General features: G+C 38.9%; 15 protein-coding genes and 1 pseudogene. All 16 read right to left on the bottom strand.

Annotated elements, in window-relative coordinates:
* Positions 1-38: 38 nt before the first annotated feature.
* The 16 genes and pseudogenes from AC6HZ4_RS03470 to AC6HZ4_RS03395 all read right to left on the bottom strand — a co-directional run bounded on the left by AC6HZ4_RS03470 (position 39) and on the right by AC6HZ4_RS03395 (position 18713).
* Positions 39-1319 carry an ABC transporter substrate-binding protein gene (locus AC6HZ4_RS03470; RefSeq protein WP_497493664.1) on the bottom strand — a complete coding sequence of 427 codons (1281 nt, stop codon included), beginning with the start codon at positions 1317-1319 and terminating at the stop codon, positions 39-41.
* Between the two features lie 127 nt (positions 1320-1446).
* The gene (locus AC6HZ4_RS03465; protein WP_497493663.1) at positions 1447-2520 is read right to left on the bottom strand and encodes a response regulator transcription factor; all 1074 of its coding nucleotides are present in this window, start codon (positions 2518-2520) and stop codon (positions 1447-1449) included.
* A gap of 3 nt (positions 2521-2523) precedes the next feature.
* Positions 2524-4332: a sensor histidine kinase gene (locus AC6HZ4_RS03460; RefSeq protein ID WP_497493662.1), complete on the bottom strand. Its 1809-nt coding sequence runs from the start codon at positions 4330-4332 to the stop codon at positions 2524-2526.
* A 327-nt stretch (positions 4333-4659) separates the two neighbouring features.
* Positions 4660-5508, bottom strand: coding sequence for a polysaccharide deacetylase family protein (locus AC6HZ4_RS03455; RefSeq protein WP_497493661.1), 849 nt, complete (start codon positions 5506-5508; stop codon positions 4660-4662).
* 558 nt (positions 5509-6066) lie between these two features.
* Positions 6067-6318 carry a DUF2535 family protein gene (locus AC6HZ4_RS03450; RefSeq protein WP_497493660.1) on the bottom strand — a complete coding sequence of 84 codons (252 nt, stop codon included), beginning with the start codon at positions 6316-6318 and terminating at the stop codon, positions 6067-6069.
* Positions 6319-6503: 185 nt separating this feature from the next.
* Complete coding sequence (gene nspC, locus AC6HZ4_RS03445; protein WP_497495585.1) at positions 6504-7631, bottom strand: carboxynorspermidine decarboxylase; 1128 nt, start codon at positions 7629-7631, stop codon at positions 6504-6506.
* Position 7632: 1 nt separating this feature from the next.
* Positions 7633-8871 (bottom strand): saccharopine dehydrogenase family protein, encoded by a 1239-nt coding sequence (locus tag AC6HZ4_RS03440; RefSeq protein WP_497493659.1) that lies wholly within the window; start codon positions 8869-8871, stop codon positions 7633-7635.
* 728 nt (positions 8872-9599) lie between these two features.
* A pseudogene (locus AC6HZ4_RS03435) lies at positions 9600-9737 on the bottom strand (ROK family protein); the annotation flags it as partial.
* A gap of 114 nt (positions 9738-9851) precedes the next feature.
* Positions 9852-11423, bottom strand: coding sequence for an alpha-L-rhamnosidase-related protein (locus AC6HZ4_RS03430; RefSeq protein ID WP_497493658.1), 1572 nt, complete (start codon positions 11421-11423; stop codon positions 9852-9854).
* A gap of 131 nt (positions 11424-11554) precedes the next feature.
* Entirely contained in the window at positions 11555-12445 is an 891-nt protein-coding gene (locus AC6HZ4_RS03425) for a carbohydrate ABC transporter permease (RefSeq protein WP_497493657.1), read from the bottom strand.
* The gene (locus AC6HZ4_RS03420; protein ID WP_497493656.1) at positions 12445-13314 is read right to left on the bottom strand and encodes a carbohydrate ABC transporter permease; all 870 of its coding nucleotides are present in this window, start codon (positions 13312-13314) and stop codon (positions 12445-12447) included. Before AC6HZ4_RS03420 ends, AC6HZ4_RS03425 begins: the two co-directional genes overlap by 1 nt.
* Before the next feature lie 95 nt (positions 13315-13409).
* Entirely contained in the window at positions 13410-14726 is a 1317-nt protein-coding gene (locus AC6HZ4_RS03415) for an ABC transporter substrate-binding protein (RefSeq protein WP_497493655.1), read from the bottom strand.
* Between the two features lie 276 nt (positions 14727-15002).
* A complete protein-coding gene (locus AC6HZ4_RS03410; RefSeq protein WP_497493654.1) occupies positions 15003-16322 on the bottom strand; it encodes an ABC transporter substrate-binding protein in 1320 nt (439 codons plus the stop codon).
* Between the two features lie 451 nt (positions 16323-16773).
* Positions 16774-17232, bottom strand: coding sequence for a CBO0543 family protein (locus tag AC6HZ4_RS03405; RefSeq protein ID WP_497495584.1), 459 nt, complete (start codon positions 17230-17232; stop codon positions 16774-16776).
* A 553-nt stretch (positions 17233-17785) separates the two neighbouring features.
* A complete protein-coding gene (locus tag AC6HZ4_RS03400) occupies positions 17786-18058 on the bottom strand; it encodes a hypothetical protein (RefSeq protein WP_497493653.1) in 273 nt (90 codons plus the stop codon).
* 355 nt (positions 18059-18413) lie between these two features.
* Positions 18414-18713, bottom strand: a complete 300-nt coding sequence (locus AC6HZ4_RS03395) for a Dabb family protein (RefSeq protein WP_497493652.1) — start codon at positions 18711-18713, stop codon at positions 18414-18416.
* Between the last annotated feature and the right edge of the window lie 50 nt (positions 18714-18763).

The raw sequence follows: 18763 nt of genomic DNA, 5'->3' as shown, positions 1-18763 counted from the left end.
GCTCAGCCATCTGAGCTACTAGAATGATAGACAAAGTTTTATTTGTTAACCTTTTCAAATTGTTCCCAAGCTCGATCCAAGCCCTTCACAACATCTTCTTTTTTCGTATTGCCGGCAGAATAGCTTTGTAACAGCTTTTGTGACTCATCCTTTACCGCAGATGGAATAGCCGGATCTTGATAAGCCTGTCCTTGCTTTACATAGTCATTTGCTTCCTTCATCCAAGCATATGGTTCAAAATTATGAACTTTTGCGACTGCATTGAAGCCAAGGCTCTTATAAAAGTCACTGGAATCGTTATCATCTAAAATGTAATTCACTAAATCCTTTGCAACTTCCTTATTCTTACTTAGCTTTGATACAGCAAGTGATGTAGATGTACTAAGATTTAACAAAGTTGCTTTCGGATTATCATTTACAGGTAATGGGGCAACAGCAAACTCAAAATCTTTATTTGCTTTCATAATAGATTCTGCCATCCACGGCCCCTGCACCCACATAGCCGCTTTGCCATTTGCAAAATCAGATGCTCCCTGATCTGCGCCAACCTCCAAAGCCCGTTCTGTCCCGTTAGAGTTAACTAGATCTATGATGTCAAACATATTTTTCAACTCTGAGAATGAACCTTCACCTTTACTCATTTTATCAATAAAATCAGGTTGATCAGTATTTACAGCTGCACCTACCGTTAACGGTAAAAATAATTGCGGAACATACACATCTTTATAAGTTAATAAAAACGGAGTAATCTTTTTCTCTTTCAATACCTTAACTGTTTCTTTCATTTCTGAAATGGTCTGTGGTACTTTTAAGCCCAAGTCATTGAACATTTTCTTATTATATAAGTATCCCCATTGAAGTGTTTCTAATGGGACTGCTACAACCTTTCCATTGCTCGTAACAGCGGGCTTAATCGTATCGTATAATTTATCAACGAATGGTTCATTAGACAGGTCTTCCAAGTACCCGGCTTTATCGAAAAGAGGGATATCATTAATCGCATGTAAAGCAAAAACATCGGGACTATCACCAGAAGCAAGTCGCGTTTTTAACAATTGGCTTGCTTGGTTTTGGTTCGGTAGTTCCAGTTTAATTGTTACATCAATGTTCTTCTCTGCCTTCTCCTTCTTCTTAAACTGCTCCAAATACTTTTCGTATTGAGCTTTAAACCTTGGTTGAGCAATAAAGAGCTTTAGCTCAACCTTTTTCCCCTCTGCAGCCCCGCTTTTACTGGAAGTAGACTCTGCATCGGATGAACAACCAGCCAACAAACCGACCGCTGTAGTCAAGGCAAGTAACGTTGAAATCGCTTTCTTCATGTTAGATGACCTCCTGTTTGATAATGTATGACCTGTCTCTATAGTAACCTTTTACGATCATCTCGAAAATTCAAAATATTAGCGCTTTCATTTGTACTTTTTTAGCTTAATCTCCATTTGTAATTTTTTAGCTCGATCTCATTTCACCTGGAGAGAGCTTGAAATATTTTTTAAAAACACGATAGAAATAAGACACATCTTCATATCCGACCATTTGCGCGATGCTCTTGATTTGCAGTTCATTACCAAGCAGCAGCTTCCTGGCGTGCTCCATGCGATGGCTGATAATGTATTCTGTAATATTGCATCCATATGTGTTTTTAAATGCTTTGCTTAAATACTCCTTGCTGACAAAGAACTTGTTTGCTAATACCTCAAGGGAAATATGGGAATCTGTAAAATTTCTCTCTATATATTCTTTAATCTCCCCCAAGTTCACCCTATTTTTCCGTTTATTCATTTGAATCATATATTCTATAAAGTGTTTTCCCAAGGTCTGGTGCTGCTCAATCATCCGATCAAGAGACGTTTCCAATCTATCGTATAAGCTTTTATTTTTTTCAAAAATATCGTTAACATTATAATTATTTTTCAGCATTTGCTCTTCTAACATAAGAATGAACTCATGATGGATTTTGAACAGAACATTCCTATCAATTCCATCCATTTTCTTTAACTCTCCATAAAATCGTTGATGCGCACTTTCAAATCCTAGTACATTGGATTCCTGCAAAAAAGACGTGACTGTTTTTTTATATTCTCTAATTAAAGATGAAAGATTATGATTCGTAAAAGAAAAAGGCTGATACGCATAGGAATCCTGCTGACTCTTGATTTCCTTTGTACATTTTTCTAAAGCAAGGTTTAATTCATCTTCATGAATCGGCTTCAGTAAATATTCATTTACCCTTGAATGGATAGCCTGTCTCATGTAAATGAAATCATTATAGCCGCTCGCTACAATAAGCTGAATATGAGGAAAACGTTCAGTAAGAATTTGAAGCAGTTCCATCCCATCCATTCCTGGCATTTTCATGTCGGTAATCACAATATCTGGAGACAGCTTTTCAATAAGCTGTAATCCTTCCTCTCCATTACTCGCTTCCCCAATGATTTCAATATTATACTGCTCCCACCTTCCAAATTGCTTAATAACCTCTCTTGTCCATTTTTCATCATCAACAATTATGGTTTTGAACATTTCTTACCCCTCCAAAGTCTTCGTAATAGGAATTCTCATGAGTATTTGCGTCCCGTTACCAGGCTCACTTGTAATATCAAGGCCATAATCATTTCCAAAAGATAATTTGATCCTTGCATCCACATTCTTTACACCTATACTTCCTTTTGCTTCTAAAGGATAATCTATATTGGACTGCAGCTGTCTCTTAATCCCCTGTAACCGCTCCTCTTCTATCCCGACTCCATTATCCTTAATTACAATCTCGATATCTTCAAACACCTTTTGCACTTCAATCGACAATTTCCATACTCCTGTCTTCTTTTCAAATCCATGCTTAAAGGCATTTTCTACAATAGGCTGAATCGATAGCATAGGAATATACTCATGTTCAACTCCATCTTCTACAAAAATTTCCGTTTCTATTTTTCCTTCAAAGCGCAGTTCCTGTATATACAAGTAATTTTTGATATGCTCCATCTCCTGTTCAATCCAAACCAGGTCCCCATGCTTTCTCGTAATATAACGAAACATATCACTTAATGCACTCACAACAGAGTAAATTTTAGGGACATTATGAGCCACGGCCATCCCGCCAACAAGCTGCAGTGTGTTATATAAAAAATGAGGATTCACTTGCGCCTGTAAGGCCATAAATTGAGCATTTCTTTTTTCTACTTCATTTTTGTATTCCCTTTCAATTAATTCCTTAATTCTATGGATCATAGACGTAAATCTTTTTTCAAGTAAACCAATCTCATCCCTGCTGTGCACTTCAACTTTTACATCTAAATTATGATCCTCTACCTCCTGCATGGCGCGGGCTAGCTCAATAATCGGCTTTGTCGTTCTAAGTGATATAGTAATAGATAAACTAACCGTAAGGATGATAGAAAAAATGCTAATAATAATCCCGTATGTGAGTGTTTTGATCGACCCGCTTAGAATAATTTTATTGGGAATCACCTTGACAATGATCACTTCATTATTTACGGCCTTTTGAAAAAAAATATAAGCTTTTTTTGTTTTAAAATAAGAAATATCATTCTTACTGCTATTTATTTGTTTGATGACCTTTTGAAAATTAACAGGTGATTGTTCTACTTTGTTAGGATTGTAAATAATGTGCCCCTTTTGATTTAATAAAAATACAGAGCTTTCCTTTTCTGATTCCAACATATCCATTACACCGTCAATTAAATCCCATTTCATATCTATTGATATGCCGCCAACGATTTGCCGATCCTCAAAGCGAATGATGCTGCGTGTCAAAGTAAAGCTTTGTTTCGCTTCATCACTTTTAAAGCTGTAAGATGAATTCTGCGCTAAATGCGCCCACTTAGAATCAGCGGTATCATTGATTTCATCCACCAAATAATTATCATCCTGCAAGGAATACACTATATGATTTTCTTTCGAATACAATGAAATACTCCTAATATGTTCAGTTCCATAATAGAAAGAAAATAACTTATCCTCAATATAGTCCCATGCATTATACTGTAAGGACAGATCTCTCTTCGTATCACTGATACTAGGGACCAGCTTTTCATCTACTAGACTAGAGTATAAGAGTTTATCACTTTGCCTCACCTTTTCATTTACATATTTTCCAGCTAACACAATTCTTGATTGATTCGAGTTTACAATTTCCCTTTCAAAAGTACTTTGAGACACGTTAATTGCAAATATAATTAACAATAGTAATGGCACAATCATGACTACAAGCATGAGAACCATGAGTTTGTATCGTATACTGCTCTCGATGCGGCGATACAAGTTTTGGTGTAAAAATGTTACTAGTGTGTTCCAGTTTCTTTTCGTATTCAACATAGTAGCTCTTTCCCTTATGAAAATTTATTAGTTTGATATCTGATCGTTCTACTGCGATGAAAATCAGCCGCTATTATTCCCTAAAAACTAGACCGAGCAGTTTCTCTGATTAGGAAAACTAAAGAAAACTCGCCGATTGGCGAGCCGTTAGGCGAAGACAGAGGCGTAGCTGCACTGATACCTTATTCGTAAAATTTCCTGCTGCGCCGAACTCACCTCTAGCTGGAAATTTATAATCCTTCTTAAAGTGTAAAATCGGGTAGGCGAGAGGATAGCATGGTCCCTCACTTACCCGATTGAATATGGATGGAGAGTCGCTGAGCATTATTACGCCCGCTGCAAATCCCGAAGGTCCCGCCAATGAACCAATCTCACTTCTTCCTTTTTTAACAACGCTTGAATCTCTGGATCCCGGAAAACATCAAATTCAAATCTACGAACCTTCCAGGTGTTCGTAATCGCTTTCAATTCATCCGTATCGAGTGATGGATGAAGCACTAATTCCGTAACGCCTGCCTTTAATCCTTGAATAGATTTGATTGCCGCCTCTTTCGTGAACTCATATGCCGGCTCTGCTCCATCCTGCGGAAAAAACGGCAGCATTTCGATATAATCAAGAAGCACAATGCCTTTTTTCTCTGCTTTATGTACAATGTCTTCATGATTAGAGCCTACCCTAGACGCAAGGTGAGGATTTATGTTCTTCGAATATCGCAACGGAAGCTGGTATCTTTCACAAAGCTCTAGAAGAATATCCATAACATGGTGCATGCTCCCCATATGGTTATCAATATTCGTTGGATCAAGCCCCATTTGTAATGCTAATTCCATCTGAGCAATCGCCTCTTGGCGAAGCTCATCCTCGTCAGCCCTTGCAACTACTGTCTGCGTAGCTGCAGGAAAGTTCCCATATTCATCCACCAATGTTTTTAGATCCGTATTTAATGGCCCCCACTTATAATGCTCCCACTCGCTTGTATGCGTGAAATGGATACCGACATCCATACTAGGATGCTGCTTGATAAACGAAGCTGCTTCCGTCACCCAGGGACATGTCATCATAAGACTTGCTGATGTAACAGAACCTTCTAGAAGTAACGTACGGATTGCTTGATTGGTAGAGTGACACATTCCGAAATCGTCGGCATTTATAATTAAACAACGCTCATTCATCATCAAACCTTCTCCCCTTTTTAAGAACGCTTACATTCAGAATCATCTTTGAGAATTAAAGTTCCGAAACTCTACACACACTTTGTTCTCTTCATTTAGGAGACTATATTTCACCACGCCCCTGTCTTAAGTATAACTACACACAAACTGGAAACTCAATCTAAAGTTTCTTCCATGTTACGCATACAAGTGAATCAATTTCATCTCCTTCCAAACTAGCAACGGTATTACCTCCGCCGTGTACCGTAAAAAAAACCAAGGAAGAATCTACTCTCTAATAGAGTAAAGCTTCCTTGGTTTATCTATTTTAACTCTTCTTTTTTCTATTTTCTAATAAATCTATTTAATAATGAAAGAAAGAGTACAGCAAACTTCATTATTTCTGGAACAGAAGCCATGTATATGGTCGAAAAAGGGCAACTTGTTTTACGGGACGGACAAGCCTGTCCAAAATCAAGTAAAATTCCTCATCAATTATTCGGAATTCCTGCGTAAACCTTGATTTCATAACAAATCTGCAGGAATATTTCAAACTCATACCATATTTGTACCAGAAGCAAATTAAGCGTTATTTTTAAACTCGTGAATGCTATATAACTCCTTGAAATCAGGCCATCTCATTTTTCGTTTCAAATAATCACGAAAAGAATAGCAGCTTTTTCCTTGAGGTTTATTGGAAATTGATGAAATAAAGGTTTGTAAATGGACTTGTATCATAAAACGATAAGGACTATCTGTTCCTAATACAGGAATTTCAATGATTTTTATCTTCTTTCCAACAGCATTTTTGAACTCTAGGCTCTTATAAAACAAAATATCATCTTCCTTTTACCAGTTTGTTTATATTATAACCTATTATCTGTTCGAAAATGTCTGAATATTAAGTGTTCAAAAATAATTTGGACTTTTTTATCCAGTCAAAAAAGATTCTATATGTTAAAGGGAAGCAACATCTTCTGGACGTGCTTCCCTTTAAGGTAATAACTTCTATTATTCTTTTAAGCTAGTCTCATTTTGAAATCTTGATATCCAAATTCGCGCACGACCTGACAATCTCCGTCTTTATCCTGTATAGCAATTGCTGGAAGTGCCATACCGTTAAACGTAGTATTTTTCACCATCGAGTAAATTGCCATATCACCAAAGACTAATCGATCACCGCTCTTTAATGGCTGGTCAAAAGAATAATCTCCGATGACATCGCCTGCCATACAAGTTTGGCCTCCTAGTCGATACAGAAATGGCTTCTCTCCTGCTTCTCCTGACCCGAAAAGAGGAGGACGATAAGGCATTTCCAACACATCAGGCATATGGCAAGATGCAGAAGTGTCAAGAATAGCAATATCAATTCCATTTTGAATCGTATCAAGAACAGTCGTAACTAGGTATCCTGCATTGAGGGCAATGGCTTCTCCTGGCTCAAGATACACTTCTAAACCGTATTTCTCCTGCATTCTCTTAATACATTCTTCAAGTAATGGGATGTTATAATCTTCTCTCGTGATATGATGACCGCCGCCAAAGTTGATCCATTCCATCTGCGGGAGCCATGCTCCAAACTTTTCTTCCACTGCTTCGAGAGTTTTTGCTAAATCGTCAGAGTTCTGCTGACAAAGTGTGTGGAAATGCAGCCCTGAAACACCTTCAAGCAATTCGGGACGAAACTGCTCTTTGGTTACACCGAACCGAGAACCCGGTGCGCATGGATCATAAATGTCATGCCCATCCTGGGTGGAGCATTCAGGGTTGATGCGCAAGCCGACTTTTTTACCAGCTTGCAGCACTTTCTCTTTAAACTTTTCCACCTGTGAAAAGGAATTAAAGATGATATGATCACAAATCGAGACAATTTCATCGATTTCATCATCACGATAGGCAGGGGCAAAGACATGATTTTCTTTGCCCATTTCCTCGTAGCCTAGACGAGCCTCGAATAATCCGCTTGCTGTTGTACCATTTAAATACTCTGCAATCAAAGGGTACATCTTATACATAGAAAATGCTTTTTGTGCCAAAATAATCTTGCATCCCGTCCGTTGTATAACTCCGCTTAGGATTTTTAGATTTTTTTCTACCAGACCTTCATCGACGACATAACATGGTGTGGGTAATTCTTCAAACCGCATCTTAACGAACAAGCTCCGCTTCTTTATCTTTAATAGGCTCAGAATCCACTAAAACTGGATTAAAGTCTTCTTTCCATGGCAGCCCCCACTTGTTCAATGCATCCATGAATGGATCTGGATCAAATTCTTCAATATTGTATACGCCTGGTTTATTCCATTTTCCAGTCATCAACATCATTGCGCCGATCATCGCAGGAACGCCTGTTGTATAAGACACTGCTTGAGAACCAACTTCTTTATAGCATTCTTCATGGTCACAAACGTTGTACACATAATATGTTTTATCTTTTCCGTCCTTTTTACCTTTGAAGATACAGCCAATATTTGTTTTACCCTTTGTGCGTGGTCCGAGTGAAGCTGGATCTGGTAATACAGCTTTCAAGAACTGAAGCGGAATGATTTGTTTTCCTTCAAATTCAATTGGCTCAATGGAAGTCATTCCTACATTTTCAAGACATTTTAGATGAGTAAGGTAGCTTTGGCCAAATGTCATGAAGAAACGGATACGCTTAAGTCCTGGAATGTTTACAGCAAGAGATTCAAGTTCTTCGTGGTATAGCAAATACATATCTCTCTCGCCAACTTCAGGGAAGTTATAAACGCGTTTGATTTCCATTGGTTTAGTTTCAATCCATTCACCATTTTCCCAATATCTTCCGTTAGCTGAAACTTCACGGATATTGATTTCAGGATTGAAATTTGTTGCAAAAGGATAGCCGTGATCCCCTGCATTACAGTCAAGAATATCGATATACTCGATTTCATCAAAATGATGTTTAAGCGCATAGGCAGAAAACACACCTGTTACACCTGGGTCAAAGCCGCTGCCTAAAAGAGCTGTAATACCAGCTTTTTCAAAGCGTTCGCGGTATTCCCATTGCCATTTATATTCAAATTTTGCCGTATCTTCCGGCTCGTAGTTTGCTGTATCTAAATAGTTTGTTTTTGTTGCAAGACAAGCATCCATGATAGTGAGATCTTGATACGGTAAAGCTAAGTTCATAACGATATCTGGTTTTACCTCTTCAATCAAAGCAATTAATTCATCCACATTATTTGCGTCAACTTGTGCTGTAGTAATTTTCGTTTTGCCGCCATCTAGTTTAGCTTTTAACTCATCACATTTTGATTTTGTACGACTTGCGATACAAATTTCTTCAAATACCTCACTGTTTTGAACACATTTATGGATGGCTACTGAAGCCACTCCGCCACAACCAATAATAAGTGCTTTACCCATTTCTCTTATCTCCTCACTAAATAGATTTTGCAGTACAAAGAAGAATTTCATAACAACAAAAAAAGCAAGTGCAAAACGCATAATCGCGCACAACACTTGCTTTTGATATAAATCGTTAATATTAAAAGTTAAGTATATCCATGACAAAAGGTCATAGGCATACATCTACCAATTAATTACTGAGACATTATGGCAGAAAGCTTTTTAATATTCAAAATATATCATTATAGGATCAGAGTCTATATAGCAAATAATTACTTTTACTACTCTTATTGACCGTTTCACAAGTTGATGTGCATGTGCACTGGTTGTAAAGTAACCAACTTATAAAATTTGAGCTTTTAACTCAATCAATAAGGCAACTAAAGTTGCCAATCGGCATTTGACCCGGCTGTCCGTATGGCCTTAACTTCCTTAAAGAAGTGGTCAAAATTATCTGCTTGGAAAGATCCAGATATATCTAAAATTAGCTTTCCAAATTAACACTTCCTTATATTATCAGCATATTATTTAAATAGCAATAGGCAAAATGAAAAATACCTCCACAAACTCCAACTAAACTAAATTATTGGTAGAATCTTAAGTTTGTTTGGCAGCTTACTTATTCCATTAATAAACACTATAGGTAATTCCTAAATATTATGGTAAATATTACATTAATACTTAAATGGTTTGCGATTAGATTATGCATTTGAAATAGAATACGTTCACTCACCATTAAATTTTCTTCACTTAAAAAAATGATACAGTGCTCCATAGAGATTGGCATCATTTCTAAACTGACAGGCAACTACCTTTGGGTTTGCCATATGCAGCAGAGGATTGGCCTTTTTCACTTCTATAACCGCCCATTTAATACGCTCAAGATGGAAGTGATTTAATATCATGCTAAAAGCTCTTTAGAACCCCATGCCTACTAGGGTTTTCTTTTCTACAGTAAAAATAACCTCAAGCCTCTAGTCAGCCTGAGGTTATTCTGCCTACAAATTGTATTTTCGAATCAAATAAGTCGGCGTACAGCTCCACGCATGGCAGTAGCTGTTAATCAAATAACTGCCGTACGGTGAAAAGTCTTTATTATTAGGGTCATACAACTCCCAGAACGTATCTGCACCATCATGGATCATTTCGCCCCAGTACGCTTTTAGCTGTTCAACTGCTTTTTCTTTCTCGCCTACTACAATAAGTGCTTCTACTAAATAATGATACATATACGGTGTTGTGAGGCCAATCTCAGGCTTCTCCGACAATAAACGAAGCATAAGCTGGCGATTTTCCTCCGGCTCCAGCACCTCTGCCAATACCATCCAAATTTGGCTTGCCCACGAAATTTGCTTGTCCGCTCCGCTCACGAAAAAGCCTTTTTCTTCGTCCCATAGATGCGTAACCGTTGCGGCTACAATATCCTGCAGACGCTGTTCTAAGAAAGCCTGCTTGTCGCTGCTGAGCACCTTCGCCATTTCAATTGCGCGCTTTATCGCATGAATAAGCACCGCTTGTGAAGGAGCTTGTTTGTTTAACTTCTGGTGCCAGTCAATAAACGACCACCACGATGTATCGTCCCGTACAATATTGCGCTCATCTAATCTCTCTAATGCCAATTCAATTTGACGGTAAGCGCTAGGCCATAGCTCTACTAGCGTCTCTTTGTCGTTCGTAGCGAAATAATAATCATGTAATGTTGTTGAAAATAGAAGTGAATAATCAAACAAGTATATGTCATCCGGAATTAATGATGGCGCAATAAATACATTTGCCATAATTCTTCCTCTATTATCCGGCACACCGGCAAATAAATATAAGCAGCGTTTTACTAAATCATTATTTTGGAAGGTCTCGTAATTAGCTAATGCCTGAAGCCGTAAATCTCCGAGCCATAGACGACGGTCGCGCTTCGGTCCATCTTCAAATACATCCTGCATGCAATCCTGCAGCGTTTTGATGCTCACCTGATCAATCTGAGCCAGTAACGGATCCTCATGCTGAAGCGGGGTAACGCGGGATGTATCAGCCGATGTCACTGTTTGACATTGTACATCATCAAATGCAACACGATATTTCCGCGATGTATCCAGCACTTCAAATTTAATATAGCGGAAGCTGTAACGGCGCGGTAATTCAATACGAGCCGGCAGCACATCTACATAAATCGTTTCTTCCTGCAGCCATGAACTGCTTAGCCAACCATTATATTCTGAAAATGGCTCCGCCATTTCAACTGGCATTTCACCGAATGTCAATTTAAGACGAAGCGGTGCATCAGGCGGGCTGCCAACCGGTCTAATTTGCATGGACACATATCCAACCTGGTGCGTGCCAAAATCAAGTATAAATTCATCGCCCTTACCGTAGAACTGTCCTTCTTGGGATTGGGTAGCTTGCGCCCGCCAGCCATGTATAACAGATGGATCCGCTACTACCTCTATAAAATTTTGTGGTCTTACCGTTTCTCTTACTAGCTCTGGCTTTAATTGTTCAGACTTCGCGATAAAGCCTTCGTTACGCTCAATTACCAAATCATCAATCACTTGAGTTTTTGCTTCATTTGCCATAAGTATTCCTCCCAGTCTTATCCTTTTTCGTCCAAATCTACATCATAGCTTTCTATTCCTAAAAACAAATACTGAACACTTTGGTAGTATTCAGTATTTGTTTTATACTTTGATTTACATTGGATACAACCTTACTTCACAGAACCAGCTGTCATACCTGCCACGATTTTCTTGTTGAAGAAAATAAATAGGATCAGCGGCGGAAGCGAGATTAATACGATATTTGTGAATAGCAGGTTCCACTGCGTATTGTACATGCTTGAGAAGTTATACAACGTAAGCTGAATGGTTGCGTTTTCCGCACCTGGAAAGAAATATAACGGATGCACAAAATCGTTGTAAATTCCTACCGCAGTCAATACGATGACTGTTGCGGAAACTGGTTTTAATAACGGTAAGATAATTGAGAAAAACAAGCGGAATCTGCTGCAGCCGTCAATCAATGCCGCTTCATCAATTTCACGCGGAATCGTTGCCATAAAGCCTTTGTAAAGCAGGACTGTAAACGGTAAATTCAGTGCCACCAGTACAAGGATGATTCCCGGCATGATTTTAAATAAGCCGATTCCGTCTAATACCCAAATGGTCGGGACAATTGCCGGCGGGATAATCAGCCCTGCAAGAATCAAAAAGTCAAAAAACCGTGTTGCTTTGCTTACCTTACGCTGCAGTACATACCCTGCCATGGCACCAAGGATAATTAATAGGATGATAGAAAATCCGGTAATTAGAGTACTATTAAAGAAAGCTCGAATCACCATGCCATTTTGCGCTTCTAATACAGCCTTCATATTCTCTACTAGCTGGAAGGAGCTTGGCCATGCCATATTGAGAAGCGCAGACTCCTGTGTATTTTTCGCAGCATTAACGAGAATAAAGTAAAATGGAATCCCAAATACGACTAAAGTTAATAATACAGCGATACATTCGGTTAGTAGCTTCCGAAGCTTTTTCCCGTTTAATCCTTTTTTTGTATCGGAAGCAATAGACGGTACGGAAGATTGAGCAACTGCCTTATTCATTACAAATCCACCTCTTTTTTGTTCAAGTAAGCATACAGTGGGAATGCCAATGCAGAAACAAGTAGGAATAAAATTACGTTTCCAGCTGTGGAAAGACCGTAAAAGCCTGCTTGGTACTGCTTGTAGATAATAGAAGCGATTAAGTCTGTGCTAAAGCCCGGTCCGCCCTTTGTCATTGCCCAGATCAAATCGAAGGAACGAAGACCGCCGATAAATGCTAGAATGATAACGGAGTTCATCGCAGGACGGCTGAGCGGCAGAATAATATTCCAAAACTTATGCCATGCGTTTCCGCCATCAATCATAAGAGCTTCATAGTAATCCTCTGGAATAGACATAATCCCTGCGATAAAGATTACCGTTGCCATCCCTACACCCTTCCACACATCAACCAATGCGACGGAAAGAAGCGCGATTTTGCTGTCACCTAACCAGTCGGGACCTACAATCCCTACTGTTTTCAATGCCATGTTAATCAGTCCCTGCGTTGGGTGCATCATCATCGCAAATGCCATCCCGATCGCGATTGTACTTAAAAGTGTTGGGAAAAAGACCATAGAACGGATAAAGCCCACTGTTTTGAGCTTCGAGCTAAGGAATACACCAAGAAGCAATCCAAGAATCACCTTAAGGCCACATGTCACAACTGCGTAGATAATCGTATTTTTAAATCCAATATTCAAAGACGGTTCTGTCAAAAATGTTTTAAAGTTTTCTAATCCGATAAATTTCCAATCTGTAAGTGACCACCATGTCATACTGAAAAATAAGGACATAACGGTAGGCAGTAAGAAAAATACGAAATAAATAATGCCGGCTGGAAGTAAAAAGCTATATGTGTACGTTCTATTTATCAGCTTATTATTCATCACACTGTCTCCCCTCTCTATATTCATGGAGAACATCGCCCTGCCCTAAAGAGACAGGGCGCCTCATCCAAGTGCCAAATGCTCAAGCGGTCAAATTACCAGCCCTTTAAGCCAAGCTGCTTCGCTTGCTTTTCTACGTCGCTATCGTATGATTTTGCTCCTTCTTTCGCCGATTTCATACCGCCGCCTACCTCAGATGTGATTTGCGGTAAGTTCGGTCCTTTTAACGGGCTTAAGAATTCAAGAGCTGGTGCTGTTTTGCCTTCATTAAAGTACGGAAGCATATCCTTAACTGCACCATACACATTCTCTGGGAGCTGCGTATCTTTAATTGCGGATGGACCGTCAGGCATTACTTTAGACATATATAGCTGTACAGCTTCTGGAGAAACATAGAACTCTGCCCATTTCTTTGCTTCGTCTACATGTTCACTCGCTTTGTTAATATAAATTCCAGCTGGCGCCCATGCAGTAATACCATTTTTGTCAGCGCTGTCACTAGGCTGCGGGAAAAACCCAATGTTATCAATTTGATCTGGATACAGTGTTGCAATGTTTGCTAACGCGAAGGAAAGCATTGGGTAGTGTACGCCTGTACCGTCAGCGAGCATTTTTAATCCTGCTTCATAGCCTGTTGAATTAAAGTCTTTGTTCATGTAGCCCTTTTTGTTAACTTCCTCTAGCTTTTCAAAGCTTCTAAGAGCTGCTGGTGTTGTCGCTATTTTCGCCTTATTCGCTGTAAAATCTTCTGGGAACGATGGGCTTTCTGCTAGAACATTGTAGTTGTCTGCTAAAAAGATAACCTGAGATGTCCAAGTATCCTTGTATGTGCCAATAACCGCTGTTTTGCCAGCTGCTTTAATTTTTTCATTGTTTGCCATGAGCTCATCCCATGTTTTTGGAACAGAAAGACCTAACTCTTGGTATACCTTCTTATTATATAACCAGCCGCCTGCACTAAAGGAACCGGATGGAATACCATATACTTTTTTATTTACTGTTACCGCTGTCTTAAACGTATCCATAACCTTGTCCATATACGGTTCGTTTGTAAGATCCACAAAGTTTTTCTCTGGATTCAAAGCTTGTAAAAGCGAGCCAGAGTTATAATAAACCAAATCCGTCATATCACCAGTAGAAAGACGTGTTTTCACTAGGTTGTCACCTTCTGAACCGCCTGGACGAGTTTCGATTTCAGTCTTAATGTTGTACTTTTTCTCAAATTCCCCTGCAACAGCTTTGATCCCTTCCATTGCCGCAGGACTTTGATTATCCATTAAAAGCGTAAGTGTAGTGGAACCTTCCCCGTTTGAAGCGCTTTCTTTATTGCTGCTTCCGCATCCGGCTAAAATACCCGCGAAAAGCGCTGTCGTAGATAATACCGCTAAGATTTTCTTTTTTGCCTTTAACATGCTGTGCTTTCCTCCCTCTCAAACGTTAGCCATACATTTCTTAAGATAGTACACAAAGCTTTATTTATACTCTACCTTGTATCATCCTAAATCCTGTCTATCGTTTCTCTGATTAATTTCTTACCCTAATTGTAAGGGCTTTCTTCATGTGTCGTAAGTGCCGCTTTTTTCTGTTTGGCGGCTGTTTTTTTAGGCGGAGAATAAGGAAATCATACTTCTGAACATACAACAAGCCGAACGCTGCAGCATTCGGCTTGTTGTGAATATACTATTTTATTACCATTCCTGTAAGCCAAGCTGCTTTGCTTGCTTTTCTAAGACTTTATCGCAGGATGCTGCTCCTTCTTTCGCCGATTTCAAACCGCCGCCTACCTCGAATGTAATTTGCTGTAAATTTGGACCTTTAAGCGGGCTTAAGAATTCAAGAGCCGGTGCCGTTTTACCTTCTTCAAAGTAAGGAAGCATATCTTGGACTGCAGGATACACATTTTTCGGAAGCTTTACGTCTTTTACTGCAGCAGGACCATCTGGAGGAACCTTAGACAAATACAGCTGCACTGCCTCTGGAGAAATAAAGAACTCTACCCATTTCTTCGCGGCATCCACATGATCGCTGTTCTTGTTAATATAAAAGGCATCTGGCGCCCATACGGTTATGCCGTTTTTATCCGCACTGTCGCCAGGCTGCGGAAAGAAGCCAATATCATTGATTTTATCTGGGTACAGCTGTGCAAAGCTTGCCAACACGTAGGAAAGCATAGGATATTGGACACCTGTACCCTCAGCCAGCATCTTTAGTCCCGCTTCATAGCCTATAGCATTGAAATCCTTATTCATATAACCTTTTTTGTTCACTTCCTCCAGCTTTTCAAAGCTTCTTAAAGCAGCTGGTGTAGTCACTATTTTGGCCTTGTTCGCTGTGAACTCATTTGGAAATGATGGAGCTTGCGCTACAACATTATAGTTATCTGCTAAAACGATAACCTGGGATGTCCAAGCATCCCTGTATGTTCCAATAACTGCTGTCTTACCTGCTGCTTTAATTTTCTCATTGTTAGCCATCAGCTCTTCCCATGTTTTAGGAACGGAAAGACCCAGCTCTTGATACACCTTCTTATTATACAACCAGCCGCCGGCACTAAATGTTGCGAATGGAATGCCGTACACTTTACTGTTTACCGTTACTGCTTCCTTGAACGTATCGAAAATATTTGCCATATAGGGCTCGTTTGTAAGATCCACAAAGTTTCTCTCCGGATTCAATGCTTGTAAGAGAGAACCTGAATTGTAGAGTGCTAAATCTGTCATGTCACCCGTAGCTAGCCGTGTTTTAATCAGGTTATCCCCCTCCACACCGCTTGGACGGGTTTCAATTTCAGTTTTGATGTTATATTCTTTCTCAATTGCATCTGTAACAGCCTTGATCCCTTCCATTCGCACAGCACTTTGGTTGTCCATTAATAGTGTAAGCGTAACCGGTTTGGAATTCGTTCCAATTACAGCGCCTTCTAGCTGCTTGCTGCTGCATCCAGCTAGAAGGCCTGTAAAAAGTACTGTACTAGATAATACCGCCAGGATTTTGCTTTTAGCTTTCATTATGTTATGCCTCCCCTCCTTCAGATTATCATGATTCGTCTCTTGCGATGTATACAGGGCAGAGGTTTTTTCCCCTATCTCTCTATGAATTCTTCTTTGTATATAAAACAATTGCAAAATTGCTTCTTCTATCGTGCATGCTATTTTTATAAAACGTATTCAAAAGAATTCATCTCTGAGTCTTGTTGACTTACTTTTATTGTAAGTGCTTTCATCTATTTTAATATTAAAAGCAAAGAAGAAGATTGCTCGATTCAAAGATAAGGTTCAGCTTCTTTTTTTACAGGAGGGGGAGGGATCCTAACTAACGCATGCCCATCTCATTCCTTTTTGACGATAAAACGCAGATATGACTTGCCATCTCAGCGCTAAAAAAAGAAAACCAACCCTAGGGACTGGTTAACATAAGATTCGAACTCAGAAGTAAACAAGATTTACTCCCCATTAACATTTATAGCATATTAAATACTAGCATATAAAACAGGGTTGATAATGAACTTAGTGGTATCATCCATACTGGTTTAACATAATGAAGCCGTATAAAAAGAAACATATGTACATCAAAAAATAATGACCACCAAAAACTCCACCCATTATAGTACGCTATAGCTCCATATTTATATCCAATCCATTCTAACAAAGCAAAGATAAAAATCCACTTTGAACAGTGAAATATTTGTTTATTTAGCTCCTTTGGATAATTTGACAAAAAAAGAAAACCAGAAAAAGGATATAGAAAACAAGTATGAAGTATAATAACTCCAAAAAAATTCAAGATAAAATCAGGCTGGAGTTTCCATAAATAAAATTTTTCATGTGCGATAAATTCATACAAGAGTTTACAAACCATTATATAAAGCATTGTAGGATAAAATCGCTTAAAATTGTTCCAATCACCCCAGCGTAACACTGCAAATAATAACCAGAATCCTATTCCTATATGTATGACTCTCACCCCTTGAACTACTAGGAATTAACGTGTCTTGGATAGTTTTTAGAATGTTTGTCTCCTTAAAAATTTTTGATTTTGTTTTCAATACAATTCAACAAGAAAAAATGCCGCTACTATTGTAGGATCAATTTATTATCTTAGTATTTCCACAATCATGATGTTCTAATATTAGTGTAATAATGTATATCCTATTCAGGCTCAGTTAACATAAGTCGGTATTATCGGCAGTGGTATTTCTCTTTAAATACAGAAACGGCAAAGGATTGTGCCCCCTGCCGTTTTTCTTGTATATGCAGTTTTTATACATCCCTGTCATATCAGCGTTTAACAGAACCAACAGTTCTAGCAGCTTGTATAAAATTCTGCATATTCTTAGCGTATAATATCCACGTTTCCCCATCAGGACCCCTAGAAGAAATCCAGTTCCATAAGGTCATGTTGCAGCAACCTTCGATCCATCCTCTTTATGTCGGCTAAGGGCATGGGCGATATTGGCATTCAGGTACAGCTCTCACGAAGGCTTTTCTTCATGTATGGCAGGGTTGTCGTGCGGCGGATGGGCACCGGGGTATTTTCGGTCGGTCTCTTCATGGGCATTTTTATCTACGTAGTTAAATGCGCTGTATGTTCTTTGATCCTCGTCCCAAGGAGTCGATTTTCCAAGCTCCCCATTGATTGGAGAACCGTAAGGACCTTCTGGCAGCTCCTCAGGAATGATATATTGGTGTCTTGCTTCAACAGTGGAAAAATCGGTATATTTCTCATTCTCTTTTCTAGGCAACAAAGCCGCCCCCTTCAAGTATGTTTTAGAATAAAGTTGCTATCCTTTTTAATATGCTCCAAAAGACGGTAAATGTTTCTGAAAGGGGTATCGCTCTAGATCCATCAACTGATTTTTGCAACGCCCCCCTAACAAAAGCTTTATCTTTTTACAGTTGTTTATGAGAATTCAGCTTGTTTTTTTGTTGTGGAGAACAGCCGATTTTTTATATAGATGTTTTTTATAGCGTTCCAATCCGGTGCTTCGATAGTATTATTGGTTAGTAGAAAAGATCGCAAATCGCTGCTGTTCATATGAAGCCCCCTGCCTTTAAGTCATACCTTATTGGTTAATACTGTTTGTCAACCAGAACCAGATCTTAAATCTCATAATCCATTACAATGACATTGTCTATAATCCCAGTTAATGAAGATACAAAGTCTTGGTGGATTGGATGTGGTAAGTAATTATCAAGTGCCTGCTTATTCTCAAAGGTAATACGTAGTCCCAAGGTATATCCTTGTTTTGCTTCAAATTCTTCTGTCACGTTAATTCCTGCAGTAAGTTCTACAATTCCGGGAATTTTCCCTTTAAATGCTTTAAGTTGATTAAGAAGATTATCTTCTTTTTCAGATGTGATATTTTCATTAAATTTAAATACAACAATATGATCGTACATTTTCTTTCCTCTTCTCTTTATTGAATAATAGTTCCAATTGCTTTGCTTTC

Source organism: Ectobacillus sp. OTK (genome assembly GCF_059698935.1).
The sequence above is the reverse complement of the archived record's forward strand: the minus strand, read 5'-3'. Positions and strand labels throughout refer to the sequence as shown.